The following is a 17,791-nucleotide window of genomic DNA, read 5'->3' on the forward strand; positions in this document are numbered from 1 at the left end:
GTGGTGAATAATTTCTTATTATGAATCCTACTTTAGATAGTAAACATCAATTTTTATCATTAGAACGTAACAGTGATTCAAATCAGGAGACTGATCAGCATCCTATCAAAAAGAAGCGGAAACGAATTATCTGGTTGGATATTGCTAAAGGAATTGCCATGATTGCGGTGGTTTTTGGGCATAACATGCCAGATTATGTTCTGCACGTTAAAGAAAATCGGTTTTGGTACGATTTTCTTTATTGGTGGCATATGCCGCTATTCTTTTTAATTGCCGGTTTTTTCTTAAAGCCCATTAATTTGAGGGATATTCAAAGGGTCATTGCCTTTTTAAAAAAACGCGTTACACCGTTATTACGTAGTTATTTTATCGCTGGTCTTTTACTGATTACTGGATATAAGTTTATTCATAATAAGTCGATTACATATAGTTTGATTTATGTCCTAAAGCTGTTTTACGGTGGTAAAACTTTAACCCATTACACCACTATTTTCTGGTATCCAGAAACTTATATTTTAGGGATTATCGGTACAACCGTCATTATTAGTCTTATCCGATTTAAACCCTTGCAACTCATTATTGCAGCTTACTTTGTTTACTGGTCTACCAGTTACACGCAGTTAACGAGTTTTAAAGCGTTTGGTGTGGTGACGGCACCTTGGGATATGGATGTTGCTGTGTTGGTGATGGCTTATATGCTGATTGGCTACAATATGTTTTACTTTGGGAAACATTATTTGACCAAATGGTACGTTTTTCTACCGTCTTTCGTCATCGTAGGCTGGCTGTTCATTCAGCTTAAGACACTTAGACTGGCGTTTGGGCTTTTTATGCGTAGCCATCAATTTTCTGGCTATTATCAAAACGTGCCTTTCACTCATGTTCAATTGGCCTTAATGGTTGGCCTTGTGCCAATTTTCTGTAGTCTGACCGTGTTTGGGATAAGTCGAATAATTGCGTATTCATTAGGATTCACCCAGTTATTTGCAAAGATTGTGTTGTCACCCGTTCGATTAATTGCTAAAACATTGTTCGTTACTGGCAATCACACTTTAATTATTATGTATATGCACAAAATCGTTTTAGATGTTTTAGATATTACCCAGGTTGTCAGTTCGTTTTGGGTTCAGGCACTGATAGCGGTGGCTGTTCCGTTACTAATTGGGATGGCCTACAAAAAATTTCAGCGCACTCAGGTTGGTGAACAGTTGAAAAGCATGATTCAGTCACCAGTAGCTAAGCCGCAAGAAAATGATAAGTTGTAGTCAAAACGATCGCTATTAAACTGAAGAACGTGTGACACAACTCGGTAGATTCCAGAATTTAACCCGAAGAAACGTCATTCCGATGCTTTTTGTCGGGATGGCGTTTCTTCGGGTTAAATGGCCGGAATCTACCGAGTTGTGGAGCATATTTAGGCTAGATTAAAGTGGTGCACATGAGCAAATTCTTAGTTATCTTTCAGTAAAGAAACTAGATAAAACTTTTATCAATATAGACTTATGTCACAGTCCTTTAGTCACTAGTTAGACTCTTTCGTTTCCCTTAATTTTCCGTCTTTTAGTTTCATCAACTGTTTAAATTGCTTATAGTATTTGTAGATTCAATGACCTATTCGTAGATCGGAGTGACGAAAATGGCAACAATGATTTGTCCAAGCTGTGGCCACTCAATTCCTACAGAATCAACATTCTGCCCGGATTGTGGCTTTAAGTTAACTGAAAATGAAACACACAGGTCATCACGTTTAGCTGAAGAGGAGAGTACTCAGCTACATCGGCGTCAGCGGGTAACTAATTCTTGGCAGAGACGATTGATTCCTAACGTAACAAATTTAAAACGGGTTGGTCGGTTCATTGTTAATAACGGCTGGTTTCTATTATTCATTTACGTGATCAGTTTGATATTCAATCAATGGCGCTGGGGAATATTTGCTTTGTTTATTCTGAGCAGTTATTTGTATCCGTTATTGACTGGTCAAGATTCTTTTGGACGCCCACAACGTCATCCATCACGCCGAGACGTCCCTGCTGATCAGCAGTTTGATGAACCAGAACAAGTAGTCAAGAATCAATCGAAGACGACAGCGCAACAGACTCAGTTTCGTAAACCAGCTAAATCAGGTCGTTTTCATTTTAAGTCTAATCTTGAGTTTCAAACAGGGAGTATCTTGATTATTCCTAGTTTAGTCTGCTATTTAGTGGCTAAACAACTCATCAGTAAGCGTGGCATTCAAATTGATCAAATTTTTAATCAAACTAGCCTAGGAACCACTGCTGATGTTTATTTCATTAGTTTAGGCGTTTTAGGCATTGCGACTGCCATGATTCTTGGTGGTTTAGTCAAATCAATGGTTCACCATCCCTTTGGTGGACAGAAATTCAAGCGGTGGGGAGTAATCACCGCTGTATTAACCATTCTATTGGCTGTGGCTATGTATCAAGATACCGTTACTGCGACATCGGCGGGAGCCATAGTGAGTGCTGTTGGCGCGTTTTTAATGCCGTTCTTGCCTTGGTTAGCAGCGATCTTTTATGGACTGGGCATCGTGAAAAATCTGCTTACCCCGCAAAAAATGATTTAGAACCAAAAAAACTTTCCCCAATTACGAGGAAAGTTTTTTGTTTGATGCACGTTTATTAATGGTGCCGTTGCTTACCGGCGTTACGATTCCGGTTACGGTTATCCTGAGAAACGGTACTTGGTTGAACCGTCGACTTCGCACTAGTAGTTGAGGTTGTTTCTGCAGCAACTACCGGTCTAGGTTTAACAACCTTTGGCGGGTTCTTTTTCATTTCGGCTTCAATCTCGCGACGAATCCGTGGCCGATAGAGATTAATGATCAGCGTTTGGACACAGGCGAAAATCCCACCGATGAAGAAGTAGAGACCTAAGCCAGCAGAGGTCGAAATCGTGAAGAACAAAATCATGACTGGACTGGCAATCATGGTCATCCGCATGGTCTTTTTCTGGTCAGCGGGCATACCAATCATCGAGAGGTAACCTTGCAGAAGATAGACTAAGAACGAAAGTATGGCCAGCAAAACTGAAGACTTCCCAAGTGGGATACCCATGAAAGTTGATGATGATAGTTCTGGTGAGTATTGAATCGCAGCGTACAATCCTGCAAAAATCGGCATTTGAATCAGCAATGGTAAACAGCCGATTCCACCAGTCATACTGATACCGTTATCCCGGTAAAGTGCCATCATTTCTTGACCAACAGCGTTTTGTTCTTCAGTAGTGGTAGCTGCTTTTTGACGTTTTTGAATTTCAGTCATTTGTGGCTTGATAGCCGCAATTTTTTCTTGCTGAATCGTTGAGCTACGTAACTGTCTTACCATCAGTGGTAACAGTACCATTCGAACGACCACAGTCACGACAATAATGGCCCAACCGTATGAATGGCCTAACATATTGGCTAACCATTCCATAACGTGCTGTCCTGGAACAGCAAGGTAATCATACACGATCCCGTATGGCTTACCGCTCTTGGTTCGTTGCACACAGCCGCTTAGCAGTGGTAGCAGTGCAGCCACCACAAGACCTAACTGTAAAGGCTTTTTTGATTTCATTGACTATTACTCAAATCCCTTCTAAACAAATTCATGATTTATAATATAGTAGCGAAGTTCTCTAAAGATGACAACAAGATAAATCTTACTTGATATGGAAGGGTTTTTCAATCGGTAATGGTAAATTTCTTAAAGTCTTCAATATTACTAAGAGTAACCTTCACGTCATTTACTCGGGCGTAAGGTGTTGGTGAATGTCTTATGGCCTCGATGAAAGCGTTTAGACTATTATCGTCAGCCTGTGCGCGAACCGTTACGGATCCATCTAGTTCATTTTTGACCCAGCCTACGACGTGCATTCGGTTAGCTAAATGAGCAGTCGTCCATCGAAAACCGACACCTTGGACTCGCCCATGAATTGAAATTGTTACTGATTTCATCATTACACTCCCTAATCGTGATACTATATATAATAGTATCAAAAATCGGAAAGAAGAGGCAGTTCATGATTGAAGAAATTACATCAACTCAAAATGCAAAGGTTAAAAAATGGCAACATTTAACCACTAAGAAGGGGCATCAAAAGTATCATCAGTATTTGGTAGAAGGTTGGCATATAGTTGGCGATGCCATTACAGCTGAACAGCCGGTGGTTCAAATCATCGCAACTGCTGAACAGTTAAACCTGCATCAACATCAATTTCCGGAAAACGTTGAAACGTTTGAAATTACGGATGAGATTGCCAAAAAACTATCCGATACGGTGACACCGCAGGGAATTTTTGCCGTTCTGGATATTTTGGCTGCTGAGCACGTTGATCCTGAAACGGCAACTGGTGCATGGCTGTTATTGGACCGTATCCAAGATCCAGGTAACATTGGAACAATGGTGCGAACGGCAGATGCAGCCGGTTTTAGAGGCGTTGTATTTGGTAATGGTACATCTAGCCAGTATACGCCAAAGGTTGTTCGCGCAATGCAGGGCAGTCAATTTCACATTCAAATCACTCACGGTAACCTTGAAGAATGGGTAAGTGCTTTAGAAGCCAGAAAAATCCCAGTTTATGGTTCAGCGCTCAATGCGGAGGCCAAAGATTATAGTACGGTTACGCCACAATCAGAATTTGGTTTAATTTTGGGCAATGAAGGTCAGGGGATGTCTGAAAAACTAATGACGCAAACAACAACTAATCTATACATTCCAATCAAAGGTCAAGCTGAATCGTTGAACGTTGCGGTTGCCGCGGGTATACTAATGTTTAAATTAAATCAAAATTTAGCTTAAATCTTTGTCTTTAGAGTATTTTGCTTGCAATATAATGGTATATTCAGTATAGTTTACTCAGATAAACTTACAAAAAGTAAAGGAAGCGTTGTATGACACGAAATGATTGGCGCCAAGACTCGGAATACGTTGCTTTAGTTGCTGATTTGTTGGCTAAGCCAGAAGTTCAAAAATTGGCTAATTATACCCAGCATCATCACTCCAATCGGTTAGATCATTCCATCTCCGTTTCTTACGATAGCTATTTAATTGCTAAAAAGCATCATTTAAACGTTCGTGCGACTGCACGGGCGGGCTTGCTCCACGATTTATTTTACTATGATTGGCGGACAACCAAGTTTAACTTGGGGTCTCACGCCTTCATTCATCCGCGAGTAGCTTTACGAAACGCAGAGAAATTAACGGAACTTAGCCCTATGGAAAAAGATATTATTCTTAAACATATGTGGGGTGCAACAGCTGCACTACCAAAGTATCGCGAAAGCGTTGTTGTTAGCTTGGTGGATGATAAGGATGCTGTTGTGGAATTTTTATCACCGATGAAAAAGCGCGCCATGGCTTGGCGGAAACGTAATGTTGACCGTGTATTGAATTTATTAGACAAGTAAGTTGGATTAGATTAGGGGTGCGTATATGGATCAAGTTGCAGAAAAGACAACAGACGCCATTGACTTTGAGCTTTGTCCGAAGTTTGAATGGACGTTTTCAATTTTAGGGAAAAAATGGAACGGCCTGATTATTGATGTTTTATTAAACCTTGGGCCACAACGGTTTAAGGACATCGCCAATAAGGTTAGTAGGTGTTCTGATCGGGTATTAGTTGAACGCCTGAAGGAATTAGAAAGTGACGGCATCGTTATGCGGAAGACTTACCGTAACTCAGCTTTGATTGAGTATGCGTTAACGGAAAAGGGTCAGGATTTAGCAAACGTGATGCGGTCAATTCATGGCTGGTCGGAAAAATGGTGTGACAATCAAACCACATCAGAGGTTGACCAATGTCACCAACCGCTGTAAACTAGTGATTGTGCAAATTGAAAAATGCAATGACGAGAGATTAGTATTTCCGACACAATCATAGAGAAGCGGGTGTTTGGTGGAAACCCGCAGTTTGTTAAGAATGAATTCACTCTTTAAGCAGAGGTTGGGCGTTACTCAGGTAACAAAAAATCTTCCGGTTGATGACCGTTATCAAATTACCGAGTGTACTTTATTAAAGTAAACAAGGGTGGTACCGCGAAAGCTTCGTCCCTTTATGTTAGGGGCGAAGCTTTTTTATTTTGTTAAGGAGGATCAGACATGACACTGAAAGACCAGCTGGATAAAATCCGGCAAGAACGAAAAGAAGACATCAAAGACGTAGTCGATCTAAAGAAACTGGATTCACTACGAGTGGAACTGTTAGGTAAGAAGGGCCCGATTACGCAGGCTTTGCGAGGAATGCGCGATTTACCTGCTGACGAACGGCCAAGTTTTGGTCAATTCGCTAACAGTGTTAGAGATGAACTGCAAAGTGCCATTGAGACCCGCCGTGATGAATTAAAGAAAGACATGCTCAATAAGCAGCTAGAGCACGAAAAAATTGATGTGACGTTGCCAGGTAAGCCAGTTGCTCAAGGCCAGCCTCACGTCATTCAACAAATTATTGATCAAATTGAGGACTTGTTTATTGGGATGGGCTACCAAGTTTTATCTGGTCCTGAAGTTGAAGAGGATAAATATAACTTTGAAATGATGAACCTGCCCAAAGATCATCCGGCTCGTGATATGCAGGATACGTTCTATATTACAAAAGAGATCCTCATGCGGACGCAAACTTCACCGATGCAAGCGAGAACGCTAGAAAAGCACGACTTTAGTCAGGGACCTTTAAAAATGATTTCACCAGGTGTTGTTTACCGTCGTGATACCGATGATCCGACTCATTCACATCAATTCCATCAAGTTGAAGGAATTGTGATCGACAAGCATATCACTATGGCTGATTTGAAGGGCACTTTAGAGCTGGTTGCACATGAACTCTTTGGTGACCGATTTGACATTCGTTTACGACCAAGCTACTTCCCATTTACTGAACCTTCAGTTGAAGCGGATATTACCTGCTTTAACTGTGGTGGTAAGGGCTGTGCAGTCTGCAAGTACACTGGTTGGATCGAAGTTTTAGGAGCCGGTATGGTTCATCCAAACGTTCTCGAAATGGCTGGTGTAGACGCCGAAGTTTACGGTGGTTTTGCCTTTGGCCTTGGTCCTGATCGGTTTGCAATGCTGAAATATGGTGTGGATGATATCAGGAACTTCTACTTAAATGATATTCGCTTCCTCACTCAATTCTCAAAGAAAGGATAATCAGCCAAAATGAAAATCTCTTACAGTTGGTTACAAGAATATTTAGATCTCCAAGTCTCGCCTAAGGATTTGGCCGAAAAAATTGAACGTTCATCAGTTGAAGTTGACTCTGTTACTCAACCCAGCGATGGCTTAAAGAAAATCGTCGTTGGTAAAATTGTATCCATGGAATCACACCCTGATTCAGATCATTTGAAGATTTGCAGCGTTGACATCGGTGAGGACGAATTGTCCCAAATCGTTTGTGGTGCCCCTAATGTTGCAGCAGATAAGAAAGTTATCGTGGCTTTGCCCGGTTCAAGAATTGGTGACAACGTTAAAATCAAGCGTTCTAAGATGCGTGGCGTGGTGTCTAACGGCATGATCTGCGCCCTTGACGAAATTGGTTTTTCAAAAGACGTTGTCCCTAAGGAATGGGCAGATGGTATTTACTTCTTACCTGATGATGCTAAGATTGGTGATCCCGTTTTTCCTTATCTGGGAATGGATGATCATCTTATTGACGTCGATGTTACGCCTAACCGTGGTGACATGCTGAGTGTTTACGGTGTTGCTCGAGATTTAGGTGCGATTTATGGTCAGACGCCAAAATTAAATCATCCCAAGGTCGAAGAAGTAGCAACATCCGCTGCTGATAAGGTTGCACTTGATGTTGATAAAGATTTAGCGCCAATCTATAAGATGCGTATCGTTGAAAATGTGAAGATTCAACCGAGTCCTGTATGGCTGCAAATTAAATTGTGGAATGCTGGCATGCGGCCAATCAACAACGTGGTTGATGTCACTAACTACATTTTATTGAAGTATGGTCAACCATTACATGCTTTTGATTACGGTAAGGTTTCAGGATCAACCATCAAAGCACGCTATGCACAAAAAGGTGAAAAGCTCACCACTTTGGATGAAGCAGAGCACGAATTAAACGAAAAAGATATTGTGATTGCTGATGACCAAAAGCCAATTGCGTTGGCTGGTGTCATGGGTGGTCTCAATTCTGAAATTGATGACCAAACTACAACGGTTGCCATTGAATCAGCTGTTTTCACACCAACTCTGATTCGGAAAACTGCTCAGCGTCAAAATTTGCATACTGATGCATCACAACATTTTGAACGTGGTGTTGACCGTGGCGGAGTTGAAGAAGCCGTTAACGCAGCAGCTCAAATGATGCATGAACTTGCTGATGGTGATGTCTTGAAGGGGATTGTCACTGGATCAAGCTATGACGTTAAAGACGCAGTGGTTGAAGTGACGTTATCACGTGTGAACCACGTGCTGGGTACTGAATTGACCCTTGACCAAGTTGAAGACATTTTCAAACGACTAGGATTTGGCGTTCAAGTTGATGGTGAAACCTATACCGTGAGCGTTCCTTCCACCCGTTGGGACATTCATATTCCAGCTGATTTACTGGAAGAAGTTGCTAGAATTTATGGCTACGACAAGATTCCAGTTACGTTGCCGAGTGGTCCAACCACGGTTGGTGCTTTAACTGAAAAACAAAAACTGATTCGTGATTCACGTCACGTGCTGGAAGCTTTAGGCCTCAACCAAGCGATTTCTTATGCGTTGACAACTCAAACCAAAGCAAATCAATTTATGATGCGTGAAAGTTCGGAAACTGAGTTGAGCTGGCCAATGACGGCTGACCACACGACGCTACGGATGAATTTAATCAGTGGTTTGCTGGATGATGTGGCCTATAATAATGCTCGTCGTGTCAAAGATGTGGCACTGTACGAACAGGGTCGGGTCTTCTACAAAGACTCAGCTGATCAGGTACGGCCAAGCGAGCACGAACATATTGCCGGTGCAGTCAGTGGACAATTGGTTGTTGATCCATTAAAAAACGCCAAGCATAATGCCGTCGATTTCTACCAATTCAAGGGAATCGTTGAACAATATTTGGATAATTTAGCCATTAAAGGTGATGTTGAGTTTGTTGCAACGAATCGTTATCCAGAAATGCATCCTGGCCGGACGGCTGACATTAATATTCACGGTCATTACGTTGGCTTTATTGGTGAAGTTCACCCAACAATCGCTGAGGCTTATAAGATCAATCAGACCTACGTGTTTGAATTAGATTTGGACGCCCTGATTGAGATGCCAAAGGATATGAACCAGTTTGAACCAATTTCCAAGTATCCGGTGATTACCCGTGACGTTGCCTTGTTAGTTGATAAATCGGTAACTAATGCACAGGTATTAGCACAGATTCAGAAAAAGGGTGGCGCATACTTGAAGTCGGTTGAACTGTTTGATATTTATGACGGTAAAAACTTACCAGGTGGTAAGCAGTCGTTGGCTTACACGTTGACGTATCAAAATCCCAATGCAACGTTGACTGATGATGAAGTTAACCAGGCCTTTGAAAAGGTTCAAAAGACACTGACCAGCGAACTGGGAGCTCAGATTAGATAGGGCTTCGTCAGTCTTTTTTCAAAAAACGCTAGAACTTGCCTAGAAAGCTGTTCTAACGTTTTTTGCTTTGAGCCAGCCAGTGGATGGTCAACGAGATTCAGTCTATTTCAAAATTCTTAAGTTCACCATATTTTTACTGCATTGATACTTAAAATCTTGTATAATGGGGCAGATATTGAAAAATGGAACGGAGGAAATACTTTGGATAACGACAAGCAGCCCACTTCCAAACGGCCAGGGAAGAAAAAAATGTCGACCGGACAAAAAATTATTGCGGGAGTCGTCAGTATTTTAGCGCTATTGCTAATTATAAGTGGCGTCGTTTTCTATAATTACTTCCAGTCGGCGTTAAAGCCACTGGATCCTAAGAGTCAAGAAGTTGTTCAGGTTGATATTCCAATGGGGGCTTCTAGTAAAAAGATTGGGTCGATTTTACAAGAAAAGAAAATCGTTAAAAGTGGTTCGGTTTTTAACTACTATGTCAAATCGCATAACTACTCTGATTTCAGGGCAGGTTATTACCAGCTAAATGCTTCCATGACGTTGAACCAAGTTGCTAAACGCTTGCAGCAGGGTGGGACCAGCGAACCGATTCAATCCACAAAAGGAAAAGTACTTGTTACCGAGGGTGCCGGCATCGCAGACATTGCGGATAAGATTTCTTCAACTACCGACTTTAGTAAGGCTGAATTTTTAAGTCTCATGAAGAATCAATCTTACATGAAGACCTTGGAGAAACAGTATCCATCACTGTTATCATCATCAATGGCATCTAAAGATGTGCGTTATCACCTTGAAGGTTATTTATACCCTGCAACTTATATTGTAAACAAGAAGATGTCGCTAAAGTCGTTAGTTAACCAGATGGTGGCGCATACTAATGCTGAACTGACACCGTACTACAAAAAAATAAAAAAGCAGAAACTATCCGTTCAACAAGTTATGACACTTGCTTCACTAGTTGAACGTGAAGGTGTTAGTCAGTCTTATCGACGTCAAATTTCTGGTGTCTTTTTCAATCGAATCGATCAAGGGATGCCACTTCAGTCTGACGTGGCTGTCGAATATGCCATTGGGCATCATAAACAGCATCTTTCTACCAAGGATCTTCAATCCAATTCACCTTATAATCTTTATAAGTTTGCTGGGTATGGTCCTGGGCCTTTTAACAATCCAAGTATGTCAGCGATTCAGGCTGTCTTAAACCCATCTGACCGATCTAAGGGTTACTTGTATTTCGTTGCTAATACAAAAACGGGTAAGATTTACTTTTCAAAGACGCTGTCTGAGCACAATAAGCGTGTTGCGTCACTATCTAAGGTTAATAATTAGTTATTTTATATTGAAGGGATCAACTAAAACATGTCAGTACAACAGTCAAGACCAGTCATCATCGGTGTTACCGGCGGTTCTAGCAGTGGGAAAACGACTGTGAGCCGTGCAATTTACGACCAGTTACAAAACGAATCAATTATGATACTGCAGCAAGATGCCTACTACAATGATCAAGCTAATATGCCTATGGCTGAACGTAAGGCGGTTAATTACGACCATCCATTGGCTTTTGACACTGATCTGCTGATTGAACAGTTAAAACAGCTACGTGATAATCATGCAATCGAAAAGCCAGTTTACGATTACACGCAGTATACGCGTAGTTCGCAAACCATTCACCAAGAACCAAAGGACGTCATCATCCTTGAAGGAATTTTAATTTTGGACGATGAACGGTTACGTGATCTGATGGATATCAAGGTGTTCGTTGATACGGATGATGATATCCGGATCATTCGTCGGATTGAACGAGATATTAAAGAGCGTCAACGGGACTTAGATGGCATTATTAAACAGTACCTAACCACGGTTAAACCAATGTATCACCAGTTTGTTGAACCCACTAAGCGGTATGCTGATTTAATCGTGCCAGAAGGTGGCGAAAACCAGGTTGCCATTGACTTGTTGACCACAAAGATTCGTTCAATTTTGATTCAAAAGAAAAACGGCCGTCCCAATATTTAATTCTAATATTCGAATTTAAAGCTTGCGTGAAAGACTGTCGCATGCTATTGTAAGCGACAGTAAACTATAAAAAATGTAATGAGGTGCTATTTTGGCTGAACAAAAATCATATCCAATGACTGCCGATGGTAAGGTTAAGTTGGAACAAGAATTAGAAGATTTAAAGATGAACAAGCGTCCGGAAGTAATCAAACGTATCCAGATTGCCCGTGGTTTTGGGGACCTTTCAGAAAACTCCGAATACGAGTCTGCTAAGGACGAACAAAGTATGCTTGAAAGCCGGATCAAGACAATTGAACATATGCTGCAATACGCTGATGTGGTTGATAATAATAATACGGCTGAAGATGAAGTGACTGTTGGTAAAAAAGTCACTTTCAAAGAATTACCCGATGAAGAACCTGAATCATATACCATTGTTGGTGCAGCTGAGGCTGATCCAATGGCTGGTAAGATTTCTAACGACTCACCAATTGCAAAGGCTTTGTTGGGTCACAAAATCGATCAGGAAATCACCATTGCAATTCCTGCAGGCGATATGAAAGTTAAAATTTTAAAAGTTGAAAGTGCTTCATAATTTCACAAACTTTTTAATCATCATGCTAAAGAGCTATTCCCCAGTGGAGTAGCTCTTTTGTTAATTTAACGCGCTTTATTTCGTTTGATTTCATAGCAGTGAGGATAAAGACTTGCACTTTTGTGAAATCTAGGGTATAAATGAATTGAATGAAAGCGCAAACAATTTGTTGCAAATGAAGGAGACACGCATCATGAAAATGATTATTACTGATCAGGCAAGTAAATGGTTTCATAACGAAATGGGGCTATCAGATGGCCGTGGGGTTAGGTTTTATGGCAAGGTTTACGGCAACACACCTGTGCATGAGGGCTTTTCATTAGCTATGACGCCAGATGATCATCCTGAAAAGCCATATGCGATCACCAAAAAAGATGGTGTCAATTATTTTGTTCAAGAAGATGACCGCTGGTTTTTCAAGGGCTATGATTTGATCATTAATTATGATCCGAGCGTTGATGGGCCGAAATACAATTACGTTGAAAATAGTGAGTTGCAGTAGAACAGTTCTATGGACACAAAATAAGGATAGCTGAGTTATCGTGTTGATAATTCAGCTATCCTTATTTTGTATTTTTAATTAATCATTTCGTCGCTGTTTGTAAATCGTGAAATAACAGATACCAAGACTGACTAAGGTAATGATCAAACCAGTATTCAGCATTGGTGGCCAATATTTAAAATGAATCGTGTGATAGCCATGCTGTAGTTTCAACGCAGTGAAGATACCGGCTACTTTAACTGGTTTGGTTGAATGACCATCAACGGTGATATGCCAGCCTTTGCTGTAGGGGATGGTCGTCATTAAAGTAGCACTTTTGGGTTTAACATTAGTTGAACCAGTCAAGCTGCTTTGACTGTGCTGTGTGATTTTTAGCGGACTGGCCGCAAGCTTTTTCTGGCCAGTGATGAATTGCTGATTGTTGAATTGATAAAGGGTAAAGTTTTGCAGCCACAAGGTCGATTTCTTTAAAGTGAGTTGTAGCTTAACGGGTTTGCCTTTTTGGTGATCAGCAATGTTAACCACAATCGTATTACGGTAGGTAGGATATTGTGCCAGCGGGTGATTGTTTAAGTTGATTGAGACGTTATCATCGTTCAGGTTTGATCCTAACGTCAGGTAATATGCATCGTTGGTTTTAGGCGTGAAGTTAAAAGTGATCATACCAGGTTTAATTAAATTATTCTTTTGTAAAATAGCACCAGTCAGTTTCGTTTGCTGTTTCACGTTTTGGAAGATGACGTGATCGAAGTTCTGAGCGCTAAATAGATGTTCGTCCTGAGGGTTTCCGGTTAAACTGGCCCACAGGTTAGCTTGATATTGCGTTGGATCCTTTGTCGTGTTATCCAAAGTTCGAATTTTATTGCTGGCAAGAAAACCAATTGGTAAGGCATAGGGATTACGATACGTTGAAATCAAACCATCTTTGCGAACACGTTGATAATCAGTAAGGTCAGCACGAGTAGAAACCGGATTGACGATATTTGAACCTAGGGTACCTGAATTTGTTTGTCGGTCAATGACGTATTTCATATTAAATAATGAATCGCTTAAAAGGGTCCCATTTGTGTAGGTTACAAAACCGTCGCCATCAGGATTACCCATGGCACCCATGAAGGTTGGCATGTCCTTTTCCAGAGTTGACGAAAAGACGGAGCCACCATTGAACTGCCCAGACAGCGGATCGTTTTTAGTCCGCATGAAAGTCGGTGTCATTCGGTACCAACCGCTATCATGATCAGTCACTTTGGCGGATTGTGAGGCTAAGACCTGCTGATAATTTTGAAATTCAGGTTTAGTGACGTAACTAATCCGATTCAAGCTGGTAGCGGCACTGCTGGTCATTTCAATCACAGCGAACAGGACGAAAGCGGTCTGATAAAACCATGGCTGCTTATTGGGTAATGCAATTAAGCAAAATGCTGCGACTAATAGAAGGGTACCAATCAGTATCTGATTTTGACTCAAGAAGGAAAAGTGGTTCACGTTGACCCAGACATAAAGCACTGTTCCCATACAGATGAGAATTGGGACAATCAGCTGTTTTAGCGTTGGTGTAAATTCAGGCTGCAGCGCATTAGCAGCTAGCCAAATGAGCCAAAAACTGACAATAAACGAGAAACGGTAGGGGTACCAGATTGGAAATTGCATGCCATGCCATAGCAGGTCTAATGGCTCAAAGCACAGTGATAGGGCTAAAATGGCGGTAACTGCTAAGGCTAGCCATTTTGTTCGGCGCGAATGGTTGTTTTGCAAAAAATAGAAGATCGCACCTAAAACCATTAGACTACCAATAAACAGATTGGGGGTTCCCTTCGGCATTTGATTAAAATTAAAACTGCCTAGAAAGAACTTAGCTAACATTTTGGGTGGAAAATATTCAAATTTTGCCGACCAGTCTGTTTGGGTATACTGATTTTTACTGATTCCCAATGAGTACCAAGTTGGTAATAGCGTCACAGCTGAAATACCGGCGGCTAGTAGTGATCCACTGATAAAACGAAGCAAAGAAGAACGGGCAGCCTTTCCTGAATGGGATTGTGACAGCCAGTACCACAGGAAGAATAGTCCCGCGAATATGCAAACCATATAAGCCATGTAATAATTAATGATGAGAAGTGCCGTTAACCAGCCAACGTAGGTTCTGATTTTGCCTGTGTCTACCAGTTGGATAATGCCCCAGACAATTAATGGCAGAATAATGACAGCATCCAGCCACATTAAGTTAAGTTGATTAGCAATCATCCAGCCCATTAAGGCATAGCTGGTTGAAAAAGCCAAAACTGGCAGGTGCTTTTGAACTTTGGTTTTCATTAGCAGCCAAGCAAAACTTAATCCTGCAGCACCGTACTTAAGGACCGTAATCCAGAAGATGGCGCTTGGAAGTGATTTATCAGGAAATAAGAGTAGGATAAAATTAAACGGACTCATCAGGTAATAAGTCCAAACACCAAACATCTCACCGCCTAATGCTTTTTGGAAAGTGTAGAAAAAGCCACTAGGATGACTGAGTAAAGTGTGACGGAAGTAAGCAAAAAAATCGACGTACTGCTGGCCAAGATCGACTGTTAGTAATGTCGATTTGCCAAATGGTCCCATCCCGCGATAGCAAAAGTAAGCCGCCATTATAGCAGCTGGAATAACGAAGCTTAAAAACAGTAGTGATAATTTTTCGTGTTGACGCACCCATTGAACAAATAATCTCAAGAATAAAACCCTCCGATAGCCTCGTAGAATGGCATCCATTTACGAGTATGTAAGTATTGATATATCCATGGTAATCTAGTGACAAGTTTCTGGTCATTTAAGTTGCGTAATCGCATGTAGTTAATTATACCGTATGTTGATTGACAAACAATGCAAACAAAGCGCAATTAAACAGGTCTTAAAAACAATGAGCTGATTGCGCGGATTCAAAATCATAAAAAGTTTTAAAACCGTTCAGTGTTAATGGTTTCGCTATTGAAATTCTGGTAGAATAATGAAGTTAGATAAGGAGCGTTTAGGACATTGAAAAATTTCTTTAGTCGAGTTACCCAGCACCGAGCGTCTCGCAGTAAGACGTCAACTACAGCTCAAATTCCATTTAGAATGAATTTTCTATTCATTATTGTAGGACTCTTATTTGCAGCGTTAATTGCACAATTAGCATATTTACAAATTCTCCACGGTACCCAGCTTAAAGCTGAAGTTAGCCGGACGGATAGTACCGTTGAAACGAACAACGTTCAGCGGGGGATGATTTTTGATTCTACTGGTCGTGTTTTAGTTGGTAATAAAACCCATCAAGCAATTAGTTATACTAAGGGAGTTAACGTTATGGCTCCGGATATGTATCGGATAGCTAATCGCTTGGGAAAATACCTAACAGTGCCAACCGGATCATTGACTCGACGGAATAGGGCTGATTATTTCTTAGCTTCCTCAAAGCGGGCGAAGCAGGTACAGGCAAATATTCCGGGAATCAAAAATGCCGCGCAGTCGGATGCTTATGATAAGGAGCTTCAATATCTGTATGCTCATCCTGCTGATTTTCAGTTAACCAAACAGCAGAAGAATGATGCCATGATTTACGCTCGAATGAGCGGGGCGTATTCACTGTCAACAACTTATATTAAGGAAACGGGTGTGACCAGTAAGGAACTAGCTGAAGTCGGCGAACATCTGGGAGAAATGCCAGGTGTAAAAGTTGGTACAAGCTGGACTCGTGATTATCCTTATGGCAGTTCACTCAAGAGTATCTTAGGGACCGTTTCTTCAGAGAAGATTGGGTTACCAGATAATAAGGTTAACCAGTATCTGGCTCAAGGTTATTCCAGAAACGATTCAGTGGGTCAATCCTACCTTGAAGAGCAATATGAACCAGTTCTAAGAGGGAGTAAATCGCAGACTGATGTGGAAGTTTCCGGGACTAAGATCATGAAGGAAGTTAAGCGTTATGGTGGTCAAAAAGGTGATAATCTGCAGCTGACCATCAATGCTGGTTTCCAAAAGAAGTTGCAGTCATTAGTTCGGCAAGCTGAAAGTGGTGCCGGTGGTGTTTCAACTGGGACTTATGCCGTTGTGATGAACCCTAATAATGGGAGCATTATTGGGATGGCGGGTGTTGACCGCAATCCAAGCACGCAAAAAATCACTAATAACGCGCTGGGCGCCATCAATAATTCCATCACTATGGGATCGGTGGTTAAAGGTGCCATGGTTTCTGGTGCTTTAATGGATGGTGTCATCACACCAACGAACAACACCTTGACTGATATGCCAATTACTGTTGGGGGAACGAAGAAGGCATCGTGGTTCAACAAAAACGGTGGTCAAAATATGGCCGTTAATGCTTCGACTGCCCTAGAAGTTTCTTCTAACTCATATATGATGCAATTGGCAATGAAGGAAGCCGGTTTTAAGTATTCTGAAGGCGCAGCGCTGACCATGAATTCTAGTATTTTCAGCAAAATGCGTGGCTACTTCAACCAGTTTGGACTTGGTGTCAAAACCGGGATCGATCTACCAGGTGAAACTACTGGTATTCAAGGTTCAACGTCTAAAGCGCATATTGGGAATGCGTTAGATGAGGCCTTTGGGAACTACGATGCGTACACCACGATTCAAGTTGCGCAGTACATGTCAACCATCGCTAACGGTGGGTATCGAATTCAACCGCATATTTTATCGTCCATTCGTGGCACCAATAAAAATGGCGGCTTAGGAACGGTTAAAGATTCAGTTACTCCAACGGTGCTTAACCACATTGACATGACGCCTGCTCAACGTAAATTAGTCACTGAAGGGCTTTATGATGTTGTCCATGGGACTAACACCTGGAAGACCGGTGGTGAACTGGATACGATTAAGCCGGAGATCTCTGCCAAGACTGGGACAGCTCAAACTTATTATAAAGGGACTGAAACCGTTACCTTGAGTTTGGCTTCTTATGCACCTTCAACGCATCCGCAAGTGGTCGTTGCTTTAGCAATGCCCAACTTGGATTACAACGCTGAAGATAATAACATGAAGTTGGCTAAGTCAATTTATCAGGCCTATTGGAGTTCGGTTCAGTCGACATCGACTTTGAAGTCTGGTAGTACGACGACCAACACTGCCACAGCAGGAAACTAAACTTCTAT

15 protein-coding genes and 1 other annotated feature are annotated in these 17,791 nt (G+C 41.5%); of the genes, 12 read left to right on the top strand and 3 right to left on the bottom strand.

All coding sequences use genetic code 11. The features are described 5' to 3' along the window. The first annotated feature begins 20 nt into the window (after positions 1 to 20). Both CES82_RS04405 and CES82_RS04410 read left to right on the top strand, forming a co-directional pair. Positions 21 to 1,265 carry an acyltransferase family protein gene (locus CES82_RS04405; RefSeq protein WP_098824111.1) on the top strand — a complete coding sequence of 415 codons (1,245 nt, stop codon included), beginning with the start codon at positions 21 to 23 and terminating at the stop codon, positions 1,263 to 1,265. Positions 1,266 to 1,636: 371 nt separating this feature from the next. Beyond that, complete coding sequence (locus CES82_RS04410; RefSeq protein ID WP_098824112.1) at positions 1,637 to 2,584, top strand: zinc ribbon domain-containing protein; 948 nt, start codon at positions 1,637 to 1,639, stop codon at positions 2,582 to 2,584. A gap of 55 nt (positions 2,585 to 2,639) precedes the next feature. Here CES82_RS04410 and yidC read toward each other — a convergent pair whose 3' ends face one another. Both yidC and CES82_RS04420 read right to left on the bottom strand, forming a co-directional pair. Next, positions 2,640 to 3,575, bottom strand: a complete 936-nt coding sequence (gene yidC, locus CES82_RS04415; RefSeq protein WP_098824113.1) for a membrane protein insertase YidC — start codon at positions 3,573 to 3,575, stop codon at positions 2,640 to 2,642. A gap of 107 nt (positions 3,576 to 3,682) precedes the next feature. Further along, entirely contained in the window at positions 3,683 to 3,955 is a 273-nt protein-coding gene (locus CES82_RS04420; protein ID WP_225364838.1) for an acylphosphatase, read from the bottom strand. Positions 3,956 to 4,023: 68 nt separating this feature from the next. Between CES82_RS04420 and CES82_RS04425 the strand changes: the two genes are divergently transcribed. The 9 genes from CES82_RS04425 (at position 4,024) to CES82_RS04465 (ending at position 12,668) form a co-directional block, all read left to right on the top strand. After that, complete coding sequence (locus CES82_RS04425; RefSeq protein ID WP_098824367.1) at positions 4,024 to 4,800, top strand: TrmH family RNA methyltransferase; 777 nt, start codon at positions 4,024 to 4,026, stop codon at positions 4,798 to 4,800. A gap of 92 nt (positions 4,801 to 4,892) precedes the next feature. Further along, a complete protein-coding gene (locus CES82_RS04430; RefSeq protein ID WP_098824115.1) occupies positions 4,893 to 5,408 on the top strand; it encodes an HD domain-containing protein in 516 nt (171 codons plus the stop codon). Positions 5,409 to 5,433: 25 nt separating this feature from the next. Then, a complete protein-coding gene (locus CES82_RS04435) occupies positions 5,434 to 5,817 on the top strand; it encodes a winged helix-turn-helix transcriptional regulator (RefSeq protein ID WP_098824116.1) in 384 nt (127 codons plus the stop codon). Positions 5,818 to 5,837: 20 nt separating this feature from the next. After that, positions 5,838 to 6,056, top strand: a binding site (T-box leader). A gap of 43 nt (positions 6,057 to 6,099) precedes the next feature. Beyond that, positions 6,100 to 7,146: a phenylalanine--tRNA ligase subunit alpha gene (gene pheS, locus CES82_RS04440; protein ID WP_098824117.1), complete on the top strand. Its 1,047-nt coding sequence runs from the start codon at positions 6,100 to 6,102 to the stop codon at positions 7,144 to 7,146. Positions 7,147 to 7,155: 9 nt separating this feature from the next. After that, a complete protein-coding gene (gene pheT, locus CES82_RS04445) occupies positions 7,156 to 9,570 on the top strand; it encodes a phenylalanine--tRNA ligase subunit beta (protein WP_098824118.1) in 2,415 nt (804 codons plus the stop codon). Positions 9,571 to 9,819: 249 nt separating this feature from the next. After that, positions 9,820 to 10,902, top strand: coding sequence for an endolytic transglycosylase MltG (gene mltG, locus CES82_RS04450; protein WP_098824369.1), 1,083 nt, complete (start codon positions 9,820 to 9,822; stop codon positions 10,900 to 10,902). 30 nt (positions 10,903 to 10,932) lie between these two features. Continuing rightward, complete coding sequence (gene udk / locus CES82_RS04455) at positions 10,933 to 11,589, top strand: uridine kinase (protein ID WP_098824119.1); 657 nt, start codon at positions 10,933 to 10,935, stop codon at positions 11,587 to 11,589. A gap of 91 nt (positions 11,590 to 11,680) precedes the next feature. Then, complete coding sequence (gene greA / locus CES82_RS04460; RefSeq protein ID WP_098824120.1) at positions 11,681 to 12,166, top strand: transcription elongation factor GreA; 486 nt, start codon at positions 11,681 to 11,683, stop codon at positions 12,164 to 12,166. 193 nt (positions 12,167 to 12,359) lie between these two features. After that, on the top strand, positions 12,360 to 12,668 hold the full coding sequence (locus CES82_RS04465; RefSeq protein WP_098824121.1) for a HesB/YadR/YfhF family protein: 309 nt from the start codon (positions 12,360 to 12,362) through the stop codon (positions 12,666 to 12,668). Between the two features lie 78 nt (positions 12,669 to 12,746). On the opposite strand, the gene CES82_RS04470 is transcribed toward CES82_RS04465, so the two are convergent. Further along, the gene (locus CES82_RS04470; RefSeq protein ID WP_225364839.1) at positions 12,747 to 15,374 is read right to left on the bottom strand and encodes a YfhO family protein; all 2,628 of its coding nucleotides are present in this window, start codon (positions 15,372 to 15,374) and stop codon (positions 12,747 to 12,749) included. Positions 15,375 to 15,677: 303 nt separating this feature from the next. Between CES82_RS04470 and CES82_RS04475 the strand changes: the two genes are divergently transcribed. Further along, positions 15,678 to 17,783: a peptidoglycan D,D-transpeptidase FtsI family protein gene (locus tag CES82_RS04475; RefSeq protein ID WP_439959041.1), complete on the top strand. Its 2,106-nt coding sequence runs from the start codon at positions 15,678 to 15,680 to the stop codon at positions 17,781 to 17,783. Positions 17,784 to 17,791: the final 8 nt, after the last annotated feature.

It is taken from the genome of Secundilactobacillus silagincola (genome assembly GCF_002583405.1).
Classification (GTDB): domain Bacteria; phylum Bacillota; class Bacilli; order Lactobacillales; family Lactobacillaceae; genus Secundilactobacillus; species Secundilactobacillus silagincola.